Source organism: Salinibacillus xinjiangensis (assembly GCF_009649735.1).
GTDB lineage: Bacteria > Bacillota > Bacilli > Bacillales > Alkalibacillaceae > Salinibacillus > Salinibacillus xinjiangensis.
Genome location: NZ_WJNH01000018.1, coordinates 23,809 through 40,659, shown reverse-complemented (window position 1 = coordinate 40,659; position 16,851 = coordinate 23,809). Strand labels below are relative to the sequence as shown.

General features: G+C 38.8%; 19 protein-coding genes and 1 other annotated feature. All 19 genes read right to left on the bottom strand.

Annotated features, from left to right (window positions below; translation table 11 throughout):
• Window positions 1–2 precede the first annotated feature (2 nt).
• The 19 genes from ruvA to asnB all read right to left on the bottom strand — a co-directional run bounded on the left by ruvA (window position 3) and on the right by asnB (window position 16,730).
• Window positions 3–626, bottom strand: coding sequence for a Holliday junction branch migration protein RuvA (gene ruvA / locus GH754_RS18375; protein ID WP_153730115.1), 624 nt, complete (start codon window positions 624–626; stop codon window positions 3–5).
• 101 nt (window positions 627–727) lie between these two features.
• Entirely contained in the window at window positions 728–1,312 is a 585-nt protein-coding gene (locus GH754_RS18370) for a BofC C-terminal domain-containing protein (protein ID WP_194841409.1), read from the bottom strand.
• A 103-nt stretch (window positions 1,313–1,415) separates the two neighbouring features.
• Window positions 1,416–2,141, bottom strand: a complete 726-nt coding sequence (locus GH754_RS18365) for a YebC/PmpR family DNA-binding transcriptional regulator (RefSeq protein WP_153730113.1) — start codon at window positions 2,139–2,141, stop codon at window positions 1,416–1,418.
• Window positions 2,142–2,234: 93 nt separating this feature from the next.
• Window positions 2,235–2,993 (bottom strand): (S)-benzoin forming benzil reductase, encoded by a 759-nt coding sequence (locus tag GH754_RS18360; RefSeq protein ID WP_153730112.1) that lies wholly within the window; start codon window positions 2,991–2,993, stop codon window positions 2,235–2,237.
• A gap of 63 nt (window positions 2,994–3,056) precedes the next feature.
• Window positions 3,057–3,530 carry a YhcN/YlaJ family sporulation lipoprotein gene (locus GH754_RS18355; RefSeq protein WP_153730111.1) on the bottom strand — a complete coding sequence of 158 codons (474 nt, stop codon included), beginning with the start codon at window positions 3,528–3,530 and terminating at the stop codon, window positions 3,057–3,059.
• Window positions 3,531–3,600: 70 nt separating this feature from the next.
• Complete coding sequence (gene nadE / locus GH754_RS18350; RefSeq protein ID WP_153730110.1) at window positions 3,601–4,344, bottom strand: NAD(+) synthase; 744 nt, start codon at window positions 4,342–4,344, stop codon at window positions 3,601–3,603.
• Window positions 4,341–5,336, bottom strand: coding sequence for a protein kinase family protein (locus tag GH754_RS18345; protein WP_153730109.1), 996 nt, complete (start codon window positions 5,334–5,336; stop codon window positions 4,341–4,343). The genes nadE and GH754_RS18345 overlap by 4 nt, the downstream gene beginning before the upstream one ends.
• On the bottom strand, window positions 5,333–6,520 hold the full coding sequence (gene safA / locus GH754_RS18340; RefSeq protein WP_153730108.1) for a SafA/ExsA family spore coat assembly protein: 1,188 nt from the start codon (window positions 6,518–6,520) through the stop codon (window positions 5,333–5,335). Before safA ends, GH754_RS18345 begins: the two co-directional genes overlap by 4 nt.
• A 163-nt stretch (window positions 6,521–6,683) precedes the next feature.
• A complete protein-coding gene (pheA, locus tag GH754_RS18335; protein WP_153730107.1) occupies window positions 6,684–7,562 on the bottom strand; it encodes a prephenate dehydratase in 879 nt (292 codons plus the stop codon).
• Between the two features lie 16 nt (window positions 7,563–7,578).
• Complete coding sequence (locus GH754_RS18330) at window positions 7,579–8,031, bottom strand: ACT domain-containing protein (RefSeq protein WP_153730106.1); 453 nt, start codon at window positions 8,029–8,031, stop codon at window positions 7,579–7,581.
• 21 nt (window positions 8,032–8,052) lie between these two features.
• Window positions 8,053–9,339, bottom strand: a complete 1,287-nt coding sequence (obgE, locus tag GH754_RS18325; protein WP_153730105.1) for a GTPase ObgE — start codon at window positions 9,337–9,339, stop codon at window positions 8,053–8,055.
• Window positions 9,340–9,489: 150 nt separating this feature from the next.
• A complete protein-coding gene (locus GH754_RS18320) occupies window positions 9,490–10,014 on the bottom strand; it encodes a Spo0B domain-containing protein (RefSeq protein ID WP_153730104.1) in 525 nt (174 codons plus the stop codon).
• A gap of 518 nt (window positions 10,015–10,532) precedes the next feature.
• A complete protein-coding gene (gene rpmA, locus GH754_RS18315) occupies window positions 10,533–10,823 on the bottom strand; it encodes a 50S ribosomal protein L27 (RefSeq protein ID WP_153730103.1) in 291 nt (96 codons plus the stop codon).
• A 17-nt stretch (window positions 10,824–10,840) separates the two neighbouring features.
• Window positions 10,841–11,167, bottom strand: coding sequence for a ribosomal-processing cysteine protease Prp (locus GH754_RS18310; RefSeq protein WP_153730102.1), 327 nt, complete (start codon window positions 11,165–11,167; stop codon window positions 10,841–10,843).
• Between the two features lie 11 nt (window positions 11,168–11,178).
• A complete protein-coding gene (gene rplU / locus GH754_RS18305; RefSeq protein ID WP_153730101.1) occupies window positions 11,179–11,487 on the bottom strand; it encodes a 50S ribosomal protein L21 in 309 nt (102 codons plus the stop codon).
• 14 nt (window positions 11,488–11,501) lie between these two features.
• Window positions 11,502–11,598: a sequence feature (ribosomal protein L21 leader region), on the bottom strand.
• Between the two features lie 39 nt (window positions 11,599–11,637).
• Window positions 11,638–13,092, bottom strand: a complete 1,455-nt coding sequence (locus tag GH754_RS18300) for an Rne/Rng family ribonuclease (protein WP_194841408.1) — start codon at window positions 13,090–13,092, stop codon at window positions 11,638–11,640.
• A 14-nt stretch (window positions 13,093–13,106) separates the two neighbouring features.
• Entirely contained in the window at window positions 13,107–13,973 is an 867-nt protein-coding gene (locus GH754_RS18295; RefSeq protein ID WP_153730099.1) for a site-2 protease family protein, read from the bottom strand.
• Entirely contained in the window at window positions 13,957–14,751 is a 795-nt protein-coding gene (locus GH754_RS18290; RefSeq protein ID WP_153730098.1) for a peptidoglycan DD-metalloendopeptidase family protein, read from the bottom strand. The genes GH754_RS18295 and GH754_RS18290 overlap by 17 nt, the downstream gene beginning before the upstream one ends.
• 131 nt (window positions 14,752–14,882) lie before the next feature.
• Complete coding sequence (gene asnB / locus GH754_RS18285) at window positions 14,883–16,730, bottom strand: asparagine synthase (glutamine-hydrolyzing) (protein WP_153730097.1); 1,848 nt, start codon at window positions 16,728–16,730, stop codon at window positions 14,883–14,885.
• Between the last annotated feature and the right edge of the window lie 121 nt (window positions 16,731–16,851).

Sequence of the window (16,851 nt, the reverse complement as noted above, 5' to 3'; positions counted from 1 at the left end):
TTTTATTGATTTAGCATAAGAGAAAGGCCTTTTTTAATGTATTCATCAACTGTATGATAGGTTTCCTGACGTAAGCTTGGTGAAATTCGTTGCACTTCACGCTCAGAATAACCTAACGCTTTTAACGCTTCTAACGCCTCTTCAAAATGGACACGTTGCCCATCCTGCAGAAGCTGATCATTTGTTCCATGTGTAGAGTCCTGATCGTATACTGGGTGCTGAATCCATTCTGTAACTTTCCCTTTTAAGTCTAAAATCATTTGTCGTGCCGTCTTTTTCCCTACACCAGGAAATTTAGTGAGAAACTTTTCATCCTCATGTTCAATCGCAGCAGCTACTTCAGCCGCACTTGTGGTTGCCAAAATGCTGAGAGCACTTTTGGGACCAATACCCGAAACATTCAATAGTTTCGCAAATAGCTGTTTCTCCTCCACTTTCTGAAATCCATATAGTAATTGCTGGTCTTCGCGAATGTAATGGTATGTATAAATTCTAACCTGTTCATTTATTTGATGTTGGAATTGAAATGGGTTGGCACATACAACCTCATACCCAACTCCATTGACTAACACAAAGACACTTTGTTCGTCTATCGTGTCTATTTTCCCCTCTAAAAATGCAATCATCCTCATATTCCCTTTCTAGATAAGCTTTAACCTGATAACATTTTAACATACATTGTGAATCCCAACGTAATGAAAAAAGTTGACCCACGAGAAATTACCTCTCATGAGTCAACTAAATCGTCAACTGGTTCACTACTTGCATATTCTTTATAGGTTTCCATTACATCTTGAAAAGTGGACTTTTTCTCAATTTTAATTCCTGATTTCAATTCGTCAACTCGATAGCTTTTCAATTTTCCAACATCGATCTCATAGTAGGCTTTAATAACCTCATTATTTTCAGGCCTACCATTGAAAATAGACAGTACATTATCCTCTGTTAATCCAAAATACCCATTTTCTTTTACTGCCGGAGAAAGTTCTTCAATTTCTTTTCGAAAAACGACTCTGCCTTCTTCTTGCTTCATAAGCTTCCAGCTCTTATATCCTGACCAAAAGTCATGTAACGACCAGATTGTTTCTGTTTTTACTTCCTCATCAATACGACCATCCAAGTATTTTCGCTCTAGTACTACTTCAAGCTCTAGTGGCTCCTGCTCCCACGTTTTTCGGTCCTCTTCTTCTGTTATCCCATCATTTACTGCTTCTTCGTTGTTGTTTTGTTGACCTTCTGCAAGAACTTGAATTGAAACAAGTAACGTCATGATGAACACCAGTATAGGGAATATGGAAGTCTTCCATCTCATTTCCATCAACCCTTCTATAGTATAGTTTAATACAAAAAAGCTCTATTTCTAGTTTTGCCAGAAACAGAGCTTTTAATCATTGAATTATGGGAAAATCTTATTTTTATTCTTCCATGTTGTGGTAAATGTCTTGCACGTCATCACTATCTTCAAGCATATCAATAAGCTTGTTCATTTTCTCTACTTGATCTTCAGCGACCTTAGTTGATGTTTGTGGTAGCATAGTCACCTCAGCTGTAGCAAAGGAATACCCCTTTTCTGTTAAGGCCTCTTTCACATCGGTAAATGACTCTGGGTCCGTATAAATCTCAAATACCTCATCACTTGTTTCAATTTCATCTCCACCGGACTCTATAACATCAAGCATAAGTTCTTCTTCATCAACGTCCTGTTCGGAGCGATCAATGACCAAGTATCCTTTTCGTTCAAATAAAAAGGATACACAACCATTTTCACCTAGGTTACCGCCATTTTTTGAAAAGGCGTGACGTACTTCTGAAGCTGTACGATTACGATTATCTGTTAAGACCTGAACCATAACGGCAACACCACCAGGACCATATCCTTCATAGGTTGCTTCCTCGTATTCAACACCATCAATTCCACCAGTAGCTTTTTTGATGGCACGATCTATATTATCATTAGGCATATTATTGGCTTTTGCCTTATCAATCACAAGACGAAGTGCAGAATTTGTCTCAGGATCTCCGCCACCTTCTTTAGCTGCCACATAAATTTCTTTGGCATATTTCATAAAGATTTTACCTTTTTTCGCATCTTGACGACTTTTACGATGCTGAATATTTTTCCACTTGGAATGACCAGCCATAGCTAATCTCACCTCTCCGCTTAAATCCTTATTCTATTTACTCCTATATCACTATATCATAAACCGAAAGATTCAAAAAGCCTACACCATCGCCTATTGCTCTGGTAGCAATTCAGCTATGGAATAAATATGACCATTGTTAATTGAACTTGATAAAAGCAGCTTGATTATAGATTCAGCAACCTCTTGAGGATTTCTTAATAAGCCCTGTTCTTTATACTCTTGAAATTTTTCTAATTGCTGAAAAGACTCCTTCGATGCACCACGAATTATGCCTTGCATCGGAGTGTCCATAATACCAGGACTAACCGCGATAATTCTATGAATCGAGTCAGTGTTTTGTTGTTCTAAAGCAGTAGTTTCTGTAAACATATTAATGGCTGCTTTGGAACTACAATACATAGACCACCCGTGCATAGGTCGTTTAGCTGCGCCTGAAGTGATGTTAACTACATATGTAGGCACTTGGTTATCTACATGAAGAAATTTATTGGCAATGGTCATTGGAGCTATCGTATTGACTTGAAAATGTTTGGTAATCTCATTTTGTTCCAAGTTTCCAACTGTCTCAATTGGATCAACTACACCTGCATTATTGAGTACCCAAACTTGCTCAGGTTTTTGCTCTTGTAGGTCATAATGTAATTGATCTGTAACATCCTCTATTTCCTGTTCAGAAGATAAATCACACGAAAATTGTTTGTACATTGTTTCATGCTTTTTAGATAAGTCCTCGAGTTCTTTATTTTCCGTTCTTGATACGGTAAACACACTTATTCCCTTTTGAATACAGTCCTTTGCTAGCGCTGCACCTAAACCCTTTGATGCACCAGTTATAATGGCAAGCTTCATAATATATCCCCCTTTTCTTTCAAAAGGTGTAGAGAATTTAATCTCTACACCTTCATAACCATTTTATGGTCTTGTCTGTAAATTACGCAACCGATCAAAATAAGCTTCATCCGTATAAATTGAAATGTTTTCATTATCAGTCATTTGTTCAATAACATCTCTCACACGATTAGGAACAACCGGATTGGCTTGCTGGCGTTCTACAATATCTAATGCAACAAGAATGCGATCATCCCTCGTCACAACCTCGGCATTGTTTACCCCTTCAACTTCTAATATTTTCTCTCTTAATCGGTTAGCAAGCCCATTATCAGCGTCCTTTTGATTCCTAGTTGGAGATTTCATATTGGTATAGCTTTCCGGTTTGTTTGTGTATTGTTTATTTTGTTGATTTGTCTGGTTTCTTTCATATTTCATTGGTTGTGTTAAAGTGTTGTCGTTCGTATTGCGGTCTCCTCTTCCTGCTTCATCTTCCCCACCACAACCAGATATAATCATTCCAGTTGCAGCTAGTAGGCATAACAAAGTTTTCTTCATGATAAAACACCTCCTTTTTACTCTTTATTGTGTAAAAAGGAGGTGTTTTTATCCTGTTTCTTAAAGGAAATCAATCAAATTTGGCTGGTGACTTTGGAAGCTCTCGTTTATGGGCCGTTTTTGCGTGCATTTGTTCAATAATTTCTTTATCCTTTTCAGGAATTTCTTCCCCTTTTAGATATTGATCAATGTAATCATAGGTTGTACCCATTTCATTCTCATCCGTCTGACCTTCCCATAATCCCGCACTCGGTGGTTTGCTAATGATTTCATCTGGTACACCTAATTCCTTTGCCAGCTCACGGACTTCTCCCTTTGTATAATGAAGAAGGGGAACAAGATCAACGCCCCCATCACCAAACTTCGTAAAGTAACCTGTGTGCCATTCAGCCGCATTATCCGTACCCGTAACTAAATAACGATAATTGGTTGCCACCGTATATAACGTACTCATCCGTAATCTTGCCCTTAGGTTCGCATCTGCTAGCTTTTCTTGACTTTCATCCCATTCATTTTGATTAGCCAACTCCCTTTTTATGGTAGGGAATAAGACTTCATGGGTTTCTGTTAAATCAATCGTAAAGCTGTTAATCCCCGAGCTTTCTACAACCATTTGAGCGTACTTTTGATCGTCAGAATTACTTTTGCATGGCAAAATGATTCCAAGTGAATCATTCGGAAAAGCACGCTTTATTAGATGTGCTACTACAGCTGAATCAATACCTCCACTAAGTCCTACGACTAGTCCATTTAATCCTGATTCTTCAACTTGTTTTCGAAGCCAATTTGTTAATTGCTCAACATGTTTTTTCATCGAAATCGTTCTCCTCTTTTTGGATTATTATTACTAATCTTATCATAATTTGGTGTTTTATCATAAAATTTCTGACGTTTATGCCAATGTCTTTTAAATTTCTTAATATACTGTGAAATCTCCTGGTTAGAAGGATTTCGCTTTAAGAAGTGTAGCCACTCCCGAAACAAATCACTCGGAAATTTTAACCCATAATAAAAATAAGGATTTTGAACATAAAATTGAAATACAGGATAGGAAAGAAGCTCATCCCAATCATCCACACCATCATAGAGAAAACGTTGTGCGAGCTGTATCCATTCATATTCATATGGAGCATTTTGGATGAGGTCAAAATCAATTAAAAAGACCCCTGTGTTGTTTTTTATAAAGTTGTGTGATGCGGAATCTCCATGGATGATATATTTTTTCCTTTTAGCCCTTTTTTCTAACTCTGTCCATTTTAATTTCTTTATTGGTGTCCACAATTCTTCTGTGTATTTCATTATATTTTGATATAAAAACAAGGCATTATGCTGAAAAAAGATATTTTTCGTTCTTGAAAAACGTTTTTGTCTTTCTTCCAATTTCGTGAGGTAAGATATTGGTTTTGTTTGATGTATCACAATACCTTTCGATTCATGATGAAAGTCCTGTAGTAGGTGTATTGCGGATTTTCGGTCCTTATCATTTTTGTAGGACAGGCTTTCCCCCTCAACATAAGGATACATACACCATATCTGTTGCTTCTGATCCTCAATCCAGCGCTTACCATTGGGAAATGGGTAACTAATTATAAAATTGGATTCATCATCTAAGTAAGAGAACAATGACCATAATCTACTCATTTTTCGATGATAGCATTTTACAATCCACCATTGATTCCCATCAAAAACTTCATATACATTTTTTTTAATAGGAACAATCCTTTGTACGGTTAGTGCGCCCTTTTCCTTTAAAAAAGAATGGAGACGATTCAAGAATGAATCGTCCCTCCAAAAATCAGTTCTCATTCGTCATCCTCATCTTCTCGGTCCCAGTTGAAATATGGAGGCTGTTGTCCTCCTTGTGCAAATGGGGGTTGTGGCATGGTTGGCTGCTGTATCCCATATGGGGAAGAATAGCCTTGTTGACCAGGCTGATTAAACCCTTGACCTCCTATAGGAAAAGGCGATTGTTGTCCGTACATAGGGCTTTGGAAACTGGGCTGTTGATACATCCCTGGAGCTGCTTGCCACTGCTGGGATGGATTCATATTTGAACCCATCTGACCTGTCACATCTCCCCATTGACTTTGCTGTTGTGCCATATCATCAGGCATTTGTGGAGCCTGTGGCATTTCCAAGGATGGGGATTCATCATCAAGGTCCATATCTGGATAATTAGGCTCATTTTGCATATCATAGCTTGGGTTTGGCATTTGTGTTGGATTCATGGATCCCATTTGCTGCTGCGGGTACATTTGCTGTTGTGGATACATTTGTTGCTGTGGCATTTGCTGTTGCGGATACATGCCCCCCATTTGTTGTTGCGGATGCATTGGATAGACTGGCATGTAATATGTTGGAGGTCCACCACATCCACAAGGTTTTTTCGGTGGCATATGATGATAGGTTGGCATCATCGTATATGGCTGCTGTGGCATTTGTGGTTGTTGATATTGTGGCATTTGGTGGGTTGGGTATGGTTGTTCTGCTACATGGTGTTCGTCTGTGCTGCTACTACTGGATTCCTCTTCACTAACCGATGGGATCTTTGGCATGGATGGAAAATTTAGTTTGTGATCCCCTTTATTAAATTTTGACTTGGCTTGCTGCACAATTGGCATCATTACTTTTTCAAAGTTTTTCTCATCCTCTTTGACAACTGGATACATCTCAGGAGACTTATCCTTATATGGGTGTTCAGTTGGTTGCTGCTGAATTGGCTGTTCTTTTTTTGGCTGTTCTTTCGGTAGTTTTGGAGCCGGTTGCTGAGTAGGCTGCTGCTGGATTGGTTGTTGTTGAATTGGTTGCTCTTTCTTCTTCTCTTTTCTAATTAGCTTAGATTCGGAAGGTATTTTAATTTTCATTCCTGGCATAATGTTTTCAGGGTTGGAAAGTTGAGCATTAAATTCCTTTAGTTTATCAAAATCAACGTCGTATTTTTGAGCAATCTCCCTCAGAGTGTCTCCTTTTTGTACAACATGAATTTTCAATGACATTGCTCCCTTCATTCAATTTACAGACTGTTAATCGATTCCATATCAATATCAACATATGCACAGTTTTTATAAATGTTGAGTTAATCGTCTATTTTTTTGCAGAATAACCCAAAAAAGAAGTCTTAACCACATGAATGGTTAAGACTTTTAACCTTGATTATTGATTCAATTGTTTAATTTTTTCATCTGAAACGACATAAGTGGGATATGAGCCTAATACCCGAACCTGACAACCTAAGGCCCGTAATTCTGCTTGCACACCTGGAAATAAGACATCATCGTATTCCTGGTTAACATCGATAATAAAAAAGTAGTTCCCTAGACCCGTTTTCATTGGACGAGACTCAATTTTCGATAGGTTCATTTGCCGCCATGAAAACGCAGATAAAACTTGATGTAAGGCTCCAGCATAGTCTCGTGGTAGTGTTACCATAATTGATGTTTTGAACCCATTTTTTTCCGTGTGTTCAAGAGATAGTGGCTGTGAATCTTGTTTTAAGACGACAAAGCGGGTGTGATTGTTAGGATAATCATGAACATCAGATTTAAGAATTTTTAACCCTATTTCTCTAGCTGCTTTTTCATTTGCTATTGCGGCCGTCCTTGCTCCCTTTTCTAAAACTAACTGAGCTGCCTGCCCTGTTGATGCTGTGTATTCAATATGAGCTTGAGGGGCATTTTGATGTATAAATTGGTGGCATTGTGAAATGGCCTGAGTATGAGAATAAATTTCTTCAATATCACCTATATCCCCCTCAAAGGAAGGATGAACGAGTAAATGTTGACGAATTGGTACTGTTGCCTCGGCCACAATGGGTAAATCAACATGATGAATTAAATAATCTAAGGTTAGATGTACGGATCCCTCAATTGCATTTTCGATGGGTACAACACCTAAATCTACCTCACCGGCATTTACCGCATCAATACATGCTGGAATGGTTTTATAGCTTACTGAATCAATTTCATCAAATAGTCCGTCTACAGCCATTTTCGTAAACGTACCCTTTGGTCCTAAATAGCCTACTTTATTCATTTTTCATCCCCCTGGTTTATGCTCCTGAACTTAGAATTTCCACTCGTATGACAAAATCAAGCTTATTTAAACGCTGAATTAATTCTTCAATATCTATATTCATTAAGGATGTGTTTATTGATAACGTGACATTCGCCTTTCCTTGTAGTGGAATGGTCTGATGAATCGTTAAGACGTTACAGCCCGCGTTTGCAACTATTGCTAACAGTTTGGATAGCGTGCCAGCTCGGTCCTCCAAGTGAAAAAATAACGTAATCATTCTTTCTTTGACCATCGCCTGAAAGGGAAACACTGCATCTCTGTATTTATAAAAGGCACTACGACTTAAATCAACCTTTTGCACCGCTTCGTTAATTGAGGTCACTTTCCCTCGTTCGAGCAGTTCCTTTACTTCTAGTGTCTTTTGCATGGATTCTGGTAATACATCACTACGCACCAAAAAAAACTTTTCATCTAATTCTGCCACCATACTTCCCCTCGCTTTTGATCCTTACTCAACAAATTCAAATTCAAAATCCAACAAGCGAACCGTATCTCCATCCTTTGCACCCTTTTTACGAAGAGCGTCATCAACCCCATAGCTTCTCATTTGTCTTGAGAACCTACGAACTGATTCATCACGGGAAAAGTCCGTCATTTTAAATTGACGTTCAATCTTACTTCCTGATATAACAAACGTTCCATCAGGATCCCGAGTAATTTTGAAATCATCCTCTTCTGGCTTATGACGGTAAACCACTCTTTCTGTTTCCTCAGTCTCTTCCTCAAGAATATCTGTCTTAGGTATTTGATCTAATAAATCAGCAATGGCAAATAATACATCCTTGAGTCCATCTTTTGTATATGCCGAAATCGGGTAGACAGGAGCTTGATCATTTAGCTGTTCCTTAAAAAGCTCTAGGTGATCTTGAGCATCCGGCATATCCATTTTATTAGCAACGATGATTTGGGGCCGATCCTCTAAGCGAGCATCGTATTGCTTTAGTTCTTCGTTTATGGTGACATAATCTTCATAGGGGTCTCTACCCTCACTCGCAGCCATATCAATCACATGAACAATAACCCTCGTTCTTTCCACATGGCGTAAAAATTGATGACCTAAACCAATCCCTTCATGTGCACCTTCAATTAATCCAGGTAAATCCGCCATGACAAAGCTTCGCTGATCGGCTGTTTCTACAACCCCTAGATTCGGCGCTAACGTGGTAAAATGATAATCCGCAATTTTTGGCTTAGCTGCACTGACAACAGATAAAAGAGTAGATTTCCCTACACTCGGAAAACCAACCAAGCCCACATCAGCTAATAGTTTAAGCTCTAACTGCACATCAAGCTCTTCACCCGGTTCTCCGTTTTCCGCAATTTCTGGTGCCCGATTTCGAGCAGAGACAAATTTAATATTCCCTCTGCCACCACGTCCACCTTGGGCAATAATGGCCTGCTGCTTGTGTGTAACTAAATCTGCTATTAGTTCTCCTGTTTCTGCATTTCGAACAGTCGTCCCTGGAGGCACAGGAACAACTAAAGGATCGGCATTTCTCCCATGCTGACCTTTACTCATTCCATTTTGACCACGCTTAGCTTTAAAATGTCTTTGGTATCTAAAGTCCATTAATGTATTAAGTCCTTCATCTACTTCAAAAACGACGTCTCCGCCATTGCCACCGTCTCCGCCAGCAGGACCACCCTTTGGTTCATATATTTCACGACGGAAGGCCACAAGCCCATTACCGCCATCTCCTGCTTTAATATATACCTTAACCTGATCGACAAACATTGCTTTCACCTCATCATTTCAGAAAAGCGTAAGCGCCTTGCTCAGCCCCGACAGGCATAAGGCAAGCCCTGACGTGGCGGTCTTTGCCCGTGATCAGGATTGACTTATGACCCCGAGGGGCTAGGCGCTGGAGCTAGACATCTCTGATTTTTAACTATCTTTTTGTAACGATAATGTGATATGACATTCCTCTTCATCAATTTCTACATTATGTACAAAAGTCTTTGAATCTAAGCTTGACTTTAATTCCATTATTTTATAAATAGGTCCATTAAAAATAATATCTACATACACCTGATTTGTTTCATAAAAAACTATTTTCCCCGTATATAATTGCTCCTTTGATATATGTTTATGTATTTGTTGCATGATTTCTTTACTTATGGCTAAAAGGGTTAAATCATTAGAAGACATATCTGCCTTTTCCACATTTACTTCATAGTCTAACCTAAATTGTTTGTAAGTAGAATGAAAATTCATCACCCATAATGTAAAGTGGGGGCAATTGAGATTGGATAGCTTTCGTTCCTCCATAGTCTTTTTGACAAGATTTTGTGTCTTCTCCTTCACCATTTTCATATTGTCCATTTGCGCATAGCCTTGGATTAATTGCAAATCATTCAATAAATCATGGCGATAATGTCTCAATATCTCTATGACCTCATCTGCTCTCATCCGATTCCCCTCCGTATCATCCCTTTTCGAAATTATAGCAAATAATTCACCTTAAAGACACCATTGTTTTCCCTGTATGTACAACTGGCTAATTAAATAAATAGCAAATTAATTTGAAATGTGATATAGACCACTGCTCTACGGTTCTTTAGGATCGATATTAATAAACGCGTAATGATATATCCATGACGTACAAGTTAAAAAGAGGGAAATACGCATTATAGGGTACTTATGACAAGCGAAATATCAGCGGAAACAGAAATACGGTCGTCATGAACCCCTCATGACACCCGTTTTTGGCCCCTTGCTGTTTTTTCGGTTGTCATGACTCACTCATGACGACTGAAATATTCTGCTGAAACGGTATGCATGCACTTATCATCTAAACGACTTGGGGAGTCTTAAAACTTTTTAATTACGTTGCAGTTTATATCAACTGCGGCACCAGACCCCTACCTCTACCTCGATATAAAAAAAGCTCCAGCCTAAAAAATGTAGGCTGGAGCTTCTCTCTTTACTTACGCTTCTTGAGCTACTGGATAAACACTTACCTTTTTGCGGTCACGACCATAACGCTCAAACTTAACAACACCGTCAACTTTAGCGAATAAAGTATCGTCACCACCACGGCCTACGTTAGCACCAGGGTAAATCTTTGTTCCGCGTTGGCGGTAAAGAATAGATCCACCTGTTACCATTTGGCCATCAGCACGCTTTGAACCAAGACGTTTAGACTCAGAGTCACGTCCGTTCTTTGAACTACCTTGACCTTTTTTCTGTGAGAAAAACTGTAAATCTAGACGTAGCATTTGTTGCACCTCCTCTTTTAGGAAATGGTAATATATTGATGATAATCTCGTTCAATCGTCTCGAGAGAAACAACCATGCCTTCCAATAAATGCTGGGCTTTTAGATAAACTTCCTGATCCATGTACAGCGGAAGTTTCATTTTTAAATACCCACCTTCACCACCCTGTTCTATGATTGGCTCAATCTCACAAAGCTTTATCACAGCATTCACTGCACCAAATGAGACGGCAGACACTGCTGCACAAACCAAATCATGTCCATGGGGGCCACTTTCAGCATGTCCCTCAAGTTCGAATGAAGTAATCTCACGCTTTTCATTTCGATAAATTCGAACGTTAATCATATGAATTTACCTTATGCTTCAATTTTTTCAATTGTCACTTTTGTAAAAGGCTGACGATGACCTTGCTTACGCTTATAGTTTTTCTTTGGCTTATATTTGAACACCGTAATTTTCTTGCCACGGCCTTCTTTATCAACCTTAGCTGTAACCTTTGCTCCTTCAACGTATGGAGCACCAACTTTAGTTTCTTCGCCACCAACTACAAGTACCTTATCAAAAGTTACTGATTCACCAGCTTCTGCACCTAACTTTTCGATGAAGAGCTCTTGTCCTTCTTCTACTTTTAGTTGCTTACCACCTGTTTCGATAATTGCGTACATTCCTTGCACCTCCTCTTAAGACTAAGACTCGCCATTTAGGTACCTTCTCAAAGTGCTAAATAAGCACAAATCAAAAGTTTTAAAACCTATTCTGAGCGGTTGTAGCATACGGGTGCTACCTTTTAAACAACATTAAAATATTAGCATGGTTCAAATGAGTTTGTCAATAGCCACTGCCGTACTACCACTATGTTGTAACCAGTTAAGGTCACCAATAAACTTTATCACAAATTGACGTTCACCTAAAGTCTTTTTTTCTACATAAATAGGGATTTTCATATACTCATTGAACCTGTTGATATCAATATGAAGTAAAAATTGCTCCAGTACGTCTGGATTCACTTCTATGACAAGGGCAGCATGGTCCTGCCTCCGATAGGAAAGCAGTTCACGTTCTAATTGATACGCAAAGGAAAGGGCCGTCCATTCTCGTCTTGATGGCTGACACAGAATAGAGTAAAGATCAACACCTTCTCGTTTACGCGTCATTTCTAGAATACCCAAATTTGTAAAGCCGATTACTTGGCAAAAAGTCGGATCCTGCTGACACTGCTTCTTCATTTCCTGCCATACTTGATCATGATTCTCTATTCGTTTCATATCAATAAAATCAATGAGGATAATCCCTGATAAATTGCGTAATCGGATTTGCTTCGCCGCTTCCTTAGCCGCTTCTAAATTTGCCCCTAGTACTGTCTGTTCCTTATTCCATTTCCCGCTGTAAGTTGCGGTATTTACATCAATAACAGTTAAAGCCTCAGTTTTCTCGATTACAAGTTCAATACCTGATGATAGTTTTACGGTTTTATTTGTTAATGTCGCTAATAGCTGCGGAATAGATACCGGCGCTGCCTTTTCAATGTTATCTGTCCATTTAATCTTGCTTTGCAGATGTGGATATTTTATTTTCATTTCTTGAACAAGCTCTACCTCATCACAGATAACCTCTGTAACTTGATTGGTTGCATATTTTCTCAAAAAACGATCAGGAATTTCGCGATCGACAAACAAAGCTTGTGGCGGCTTTTCCTTTTTAGCTTTATCAGTAATTTCCATCCACTTACGTTGCAATAGATCCCACTCATTCTTTAACTCACGTTGCTCTGCTTGTGTGGCTGATGTGCGGAGAATCGCCCCTTCCTCCCCAGTTGACCACTCACGAATCATCGATTTTAGCTGCTCCTTATCTTGATCGTTCATCTTCTTCGATGCAGCAAAATAGTTTCCAAATGGCAAATATATAAAGTAATGGCCTGGAAGTGTAACGTTAGCGGTTATCCTAGCCCCTTTATGATCAAAAGGGTCTTTAACCACTTGGACGATAAGGTTCATCCCCTCATGAAGAAGATTCTCAATCGATAGTTTCGGATTCTCTCTTGATAATGGAACTTCCTTTTTGGGAAGGAAGGCTAATTTTTTGTGGCCTATGTCCACAAAGGCTGCCTGAAGTCCGTGATCGATCCTTTTTACTCTTCCTATATAAATCGTCCCCACTACAGAAGAAAAACTAGTACGATCTATCGAAACCTGTTTTACCTCATTATTTTGCTGTATCACTAGTCCAACCTTTTCGCTTGTCATGGTTTGTAAGTAAATCGTATTCAAAATCATCGCTCCTATTACGTATGCCCCGTTTCAGCTAACTGCCTCATTTCCGTATGAGGTAATTTTTGATCAAAGAAAGCCTCTAGACAGCGCTGTTCCCCAACCATCGCTAGTAATTGATTGCTTTCTAAAACATCAACATGATGATATTTCCCTTTATAAAATTTCTCTAACACGGAATATACCGTCATAGATGGTGAAACCGTAAGCTTTTTCATCAATGGAGGCGAAGACTGAGCATAACGCGACATCAAGTGCCGAATAAAAATATATTGTCTTCGCTTCCATTCTAGACGATTTTCTAGTAAAAGGAAACAAGCCAAGAGTATGGTGTGAAACGTTGACCATTCATTAAAGTAAGTAATGAACATGGCCATCATAATAAAAGCAATAGATAAAATAACCGTAAGACTGATCACCTGTTTAAAAGGGACCTTGTAGGACAAAAGCAATAGCAGTATTTTCCCTCCATCCAGCGGATAAATGGGAAGTAAATTAAATAATAATAAATTTGTATTATAGGTTAAGGCATACTCAACTAAATGGGTTGGGATATCTGTATTTGTAAGCATAAACATTAATACAAAATGAATCCATATATGCTGCATGGGACCTGCAAGCACAACTAAAAACTCTTCCTTATATGACCGGGTATAATATTCGTCTGTATTCATTACGCCACCAAATGGCCAAAACATAATACTCGATATACGCCAGCGAAAAAAAAGAGCCATACCGATATGGCCCATTTCATGAATAAAAATCAAACAAAAAATAATCGCAATTTCCACAAAGGAACCTGTAATGACAGCTAAAAAAAGTACTAACCACAATAGTGGATGGATATGAAATTTAGATAAAAAGTTATTTTTGATCGTCAACTTGAATCACCTTCACTGGGTCAATAAATTGTCGTTGGTCCTGGATTGCAAAATATAAGCTAGGCTGTTCACCTCCTGATTCAGCTTCAAGACTGCCAATAACTTCATTTCCTGAAACAAATTGATATTGGAATACATCGATTTCATCTAAATTCCCATAAATAGAGTAAGTTCCATCTATATGTTGAATCATGATCGTTTTACCGGTTTCCTTCTTTTTTCCCGCAAAAACAACCGTCCCTTCATTCATCGCGGTAACCTCCGTACTTTCAGAAGGACTAACAGAGATCATTACTCCCTCTCCATTTTGCTGAAAGGATTCAGATATGACTCCATTAACAGGTAAAATTAAGCCATTCTGCTCATTTACTGGCCGAACATCTTCATTCCCTTCTAAAAATGCAAATGGGGTTCCTAAATTCGTTCGATACCAGGCTTGAACCTTTGCAAATGGAAATTCCTCCGTTAGTGCAGACACCACAAAGGCTTTAGGCTTTTGAAACTCTTCCCCTTCCATCCTTAGTAAAATGGCCGATGAAAAAAAGAGAATCCCTGCTAGGAGAGCTTTGAACACAAAGGGGCTAATCCCATTTTGCTCCGACTTTTTGTATGGACCTTTCCCTGGAGTAAATGTAGGAAAGTAACCATGCTTTTCTTCTTCCTGAAGATAGGTTGCTTGGGCCATGTTTCCTTTTCCATAGCTTGTCCCTTTTAATTTTTTCTGACCTTTTCGTTTGGTTATATTTTTGCGTACAGCATCAATACTTTTACGGCTCAATTTACCTCATTCCTTACATTAAGTGTTTGTACAAGTCTATTCATTCCTACTTGTTTTATGACTAGGAATATAGAGTTCAAAAATCAAAACACCCTTGACAATAGCATGATAGCTATCGACAAGGGTGTTTCTTACTCATGAACCTTAACTTGATAGGTTCTTAGCCAGTAATCAATTTGACATAAATGTGCAATAAGTTGTGGACCTTTCATTAACTGACCATACCATGGATCCTTAAATTCTTTTCCCTCACTATTGACAATGGCGTCTACCTTCTTGCGGTCAACAAATTCAAAAATAGGAGACTCGGAATCTGCTAGGATTTCCTTCATCCATGTTATGACTTGTCTCGTATATTCTGGTTGGAATGTCTTAGGATAAGGGCTTTTTTTACGGTACAACACTTCATCTGGCAATATCCCTTCTAATGCTTTTCTGAGTATCCCCTTTTCCCTACCATGCAACATTTTCATTTCCCATGGGATGTTCCACACATACTCTACTAGCTTATGGTCAGCAAATGGAACTCTGACCTCTAAGCTTGCTCCCATACTCATTCGATCCTTACGATCAAGGAGTTGCGCCATAAACCAGTGCATATTTAAGTAAAAAAGTTCTCTTCTTTTGGCATCTTCCTCCCGTTCACCATCTAAACGGGGGGTCTCATTAATCGTTTCCTGATAACGTTGGTATACATAGCCTTTGAGGTTTAATTTTTTCTGCCATTCTGGATGCAGAAGATCAATTCTTGCATCTAATGACTTCATCCAGGGAAATCCTGTACCTTGATTCCCAGTCGGGTCATGGAACCATGGGTAACCTCCGAATATTTCATCTGCACATTCTCCTGATAGACTCACTGTTGTATGTTGTTTAATACGCTGACAAAACCATAATAAAGAGGAGTCAATATCAGCCATTCCCGGTTGGTCCCGTAATCGCACAGATTCCTTTAATAAATCAGCTAATTCAAAACCACTTATGACCTCATAATGATGATTGGTGGAAAAATGATTAACCATTTTTTCTATCCATGGCTGATCACTTGACGGTTGAAATTTACTAGCTTGAAAGTATTGCTCATTTCCTTCGTAATCGATTGAAAACGTCGTCAGAGTGCCTCTACCTTGTTGTTGAAAATAATTTGAGGCAATCGCAGTAATTCCACTTGAATCTAATCCTCCGGAGAGAAAGGTTGAAACAGGAACATCTGCTACTAGTTGACGCTGTACAGCATCAACAAATAGTTCTCTTACCTTTTTAGTCGTTTCCTCGATAGAATCATTGTGTTCATGACTTTGTACATTCCAATAACGAAAGATTTGTAAACCGTCCTTTGAAAAAGTTAAAGAATGTCCGGCTCTTAACTCATGAATATCCTTAAAAATACCATGTCCTGGTGTTCTTGATGGGCCTAACCCAAAAATCTCACTAAGTCCTTCCCGATCGACCACAGCTTTTGTAGATGGGTGGGCTAACAGGGCTTTTAATTCTGAACCGAATAAAAAACGCACTCCATCGTGAAGATAAAATAATGGTTTAACCCCGAGACGGTCTCTCGCCATAAAACACTGTTCCTTTTCCTCATCCCACACTCCAAATGCGTAAATACCATTTAAATATTGAACACAGTCCTCTTTCCACTCCATATAGGCAGTTAATAATACCTCTGTATCTGATGTTGTATGAAAGGGGTAACCCTTTTTCTTTAATTCCATTCGTAACTCATTAGTGTTATATAATTCGCCATTGTATACAATCGTGTAGGTATATCGATTGTCACTCTTACTCATAGGCTGTTTTCCGCCTTCTAAATCTACAACAGCTAGTCTCTTATGCCCAAATGCAGCATGCTCATCAATCCACAAATGGGAGTCGTCAGGACCTCGTAACGTAAGTGTATCTGTCATTCTTTGTAAGGACTCACGCTCGATTTCTACATTTTTCTTCCAATCAATGATGCCTGTAATTCCACACAAATGGCTTCATCCTTCCCGCTTGAATAGATTCGTTGTTAATTACGTGTTCATTCTATGCGGGGATATGGAAATTATGTCTTATAACAAATTACTATACTATGTACAGCGCTTACATTTTATT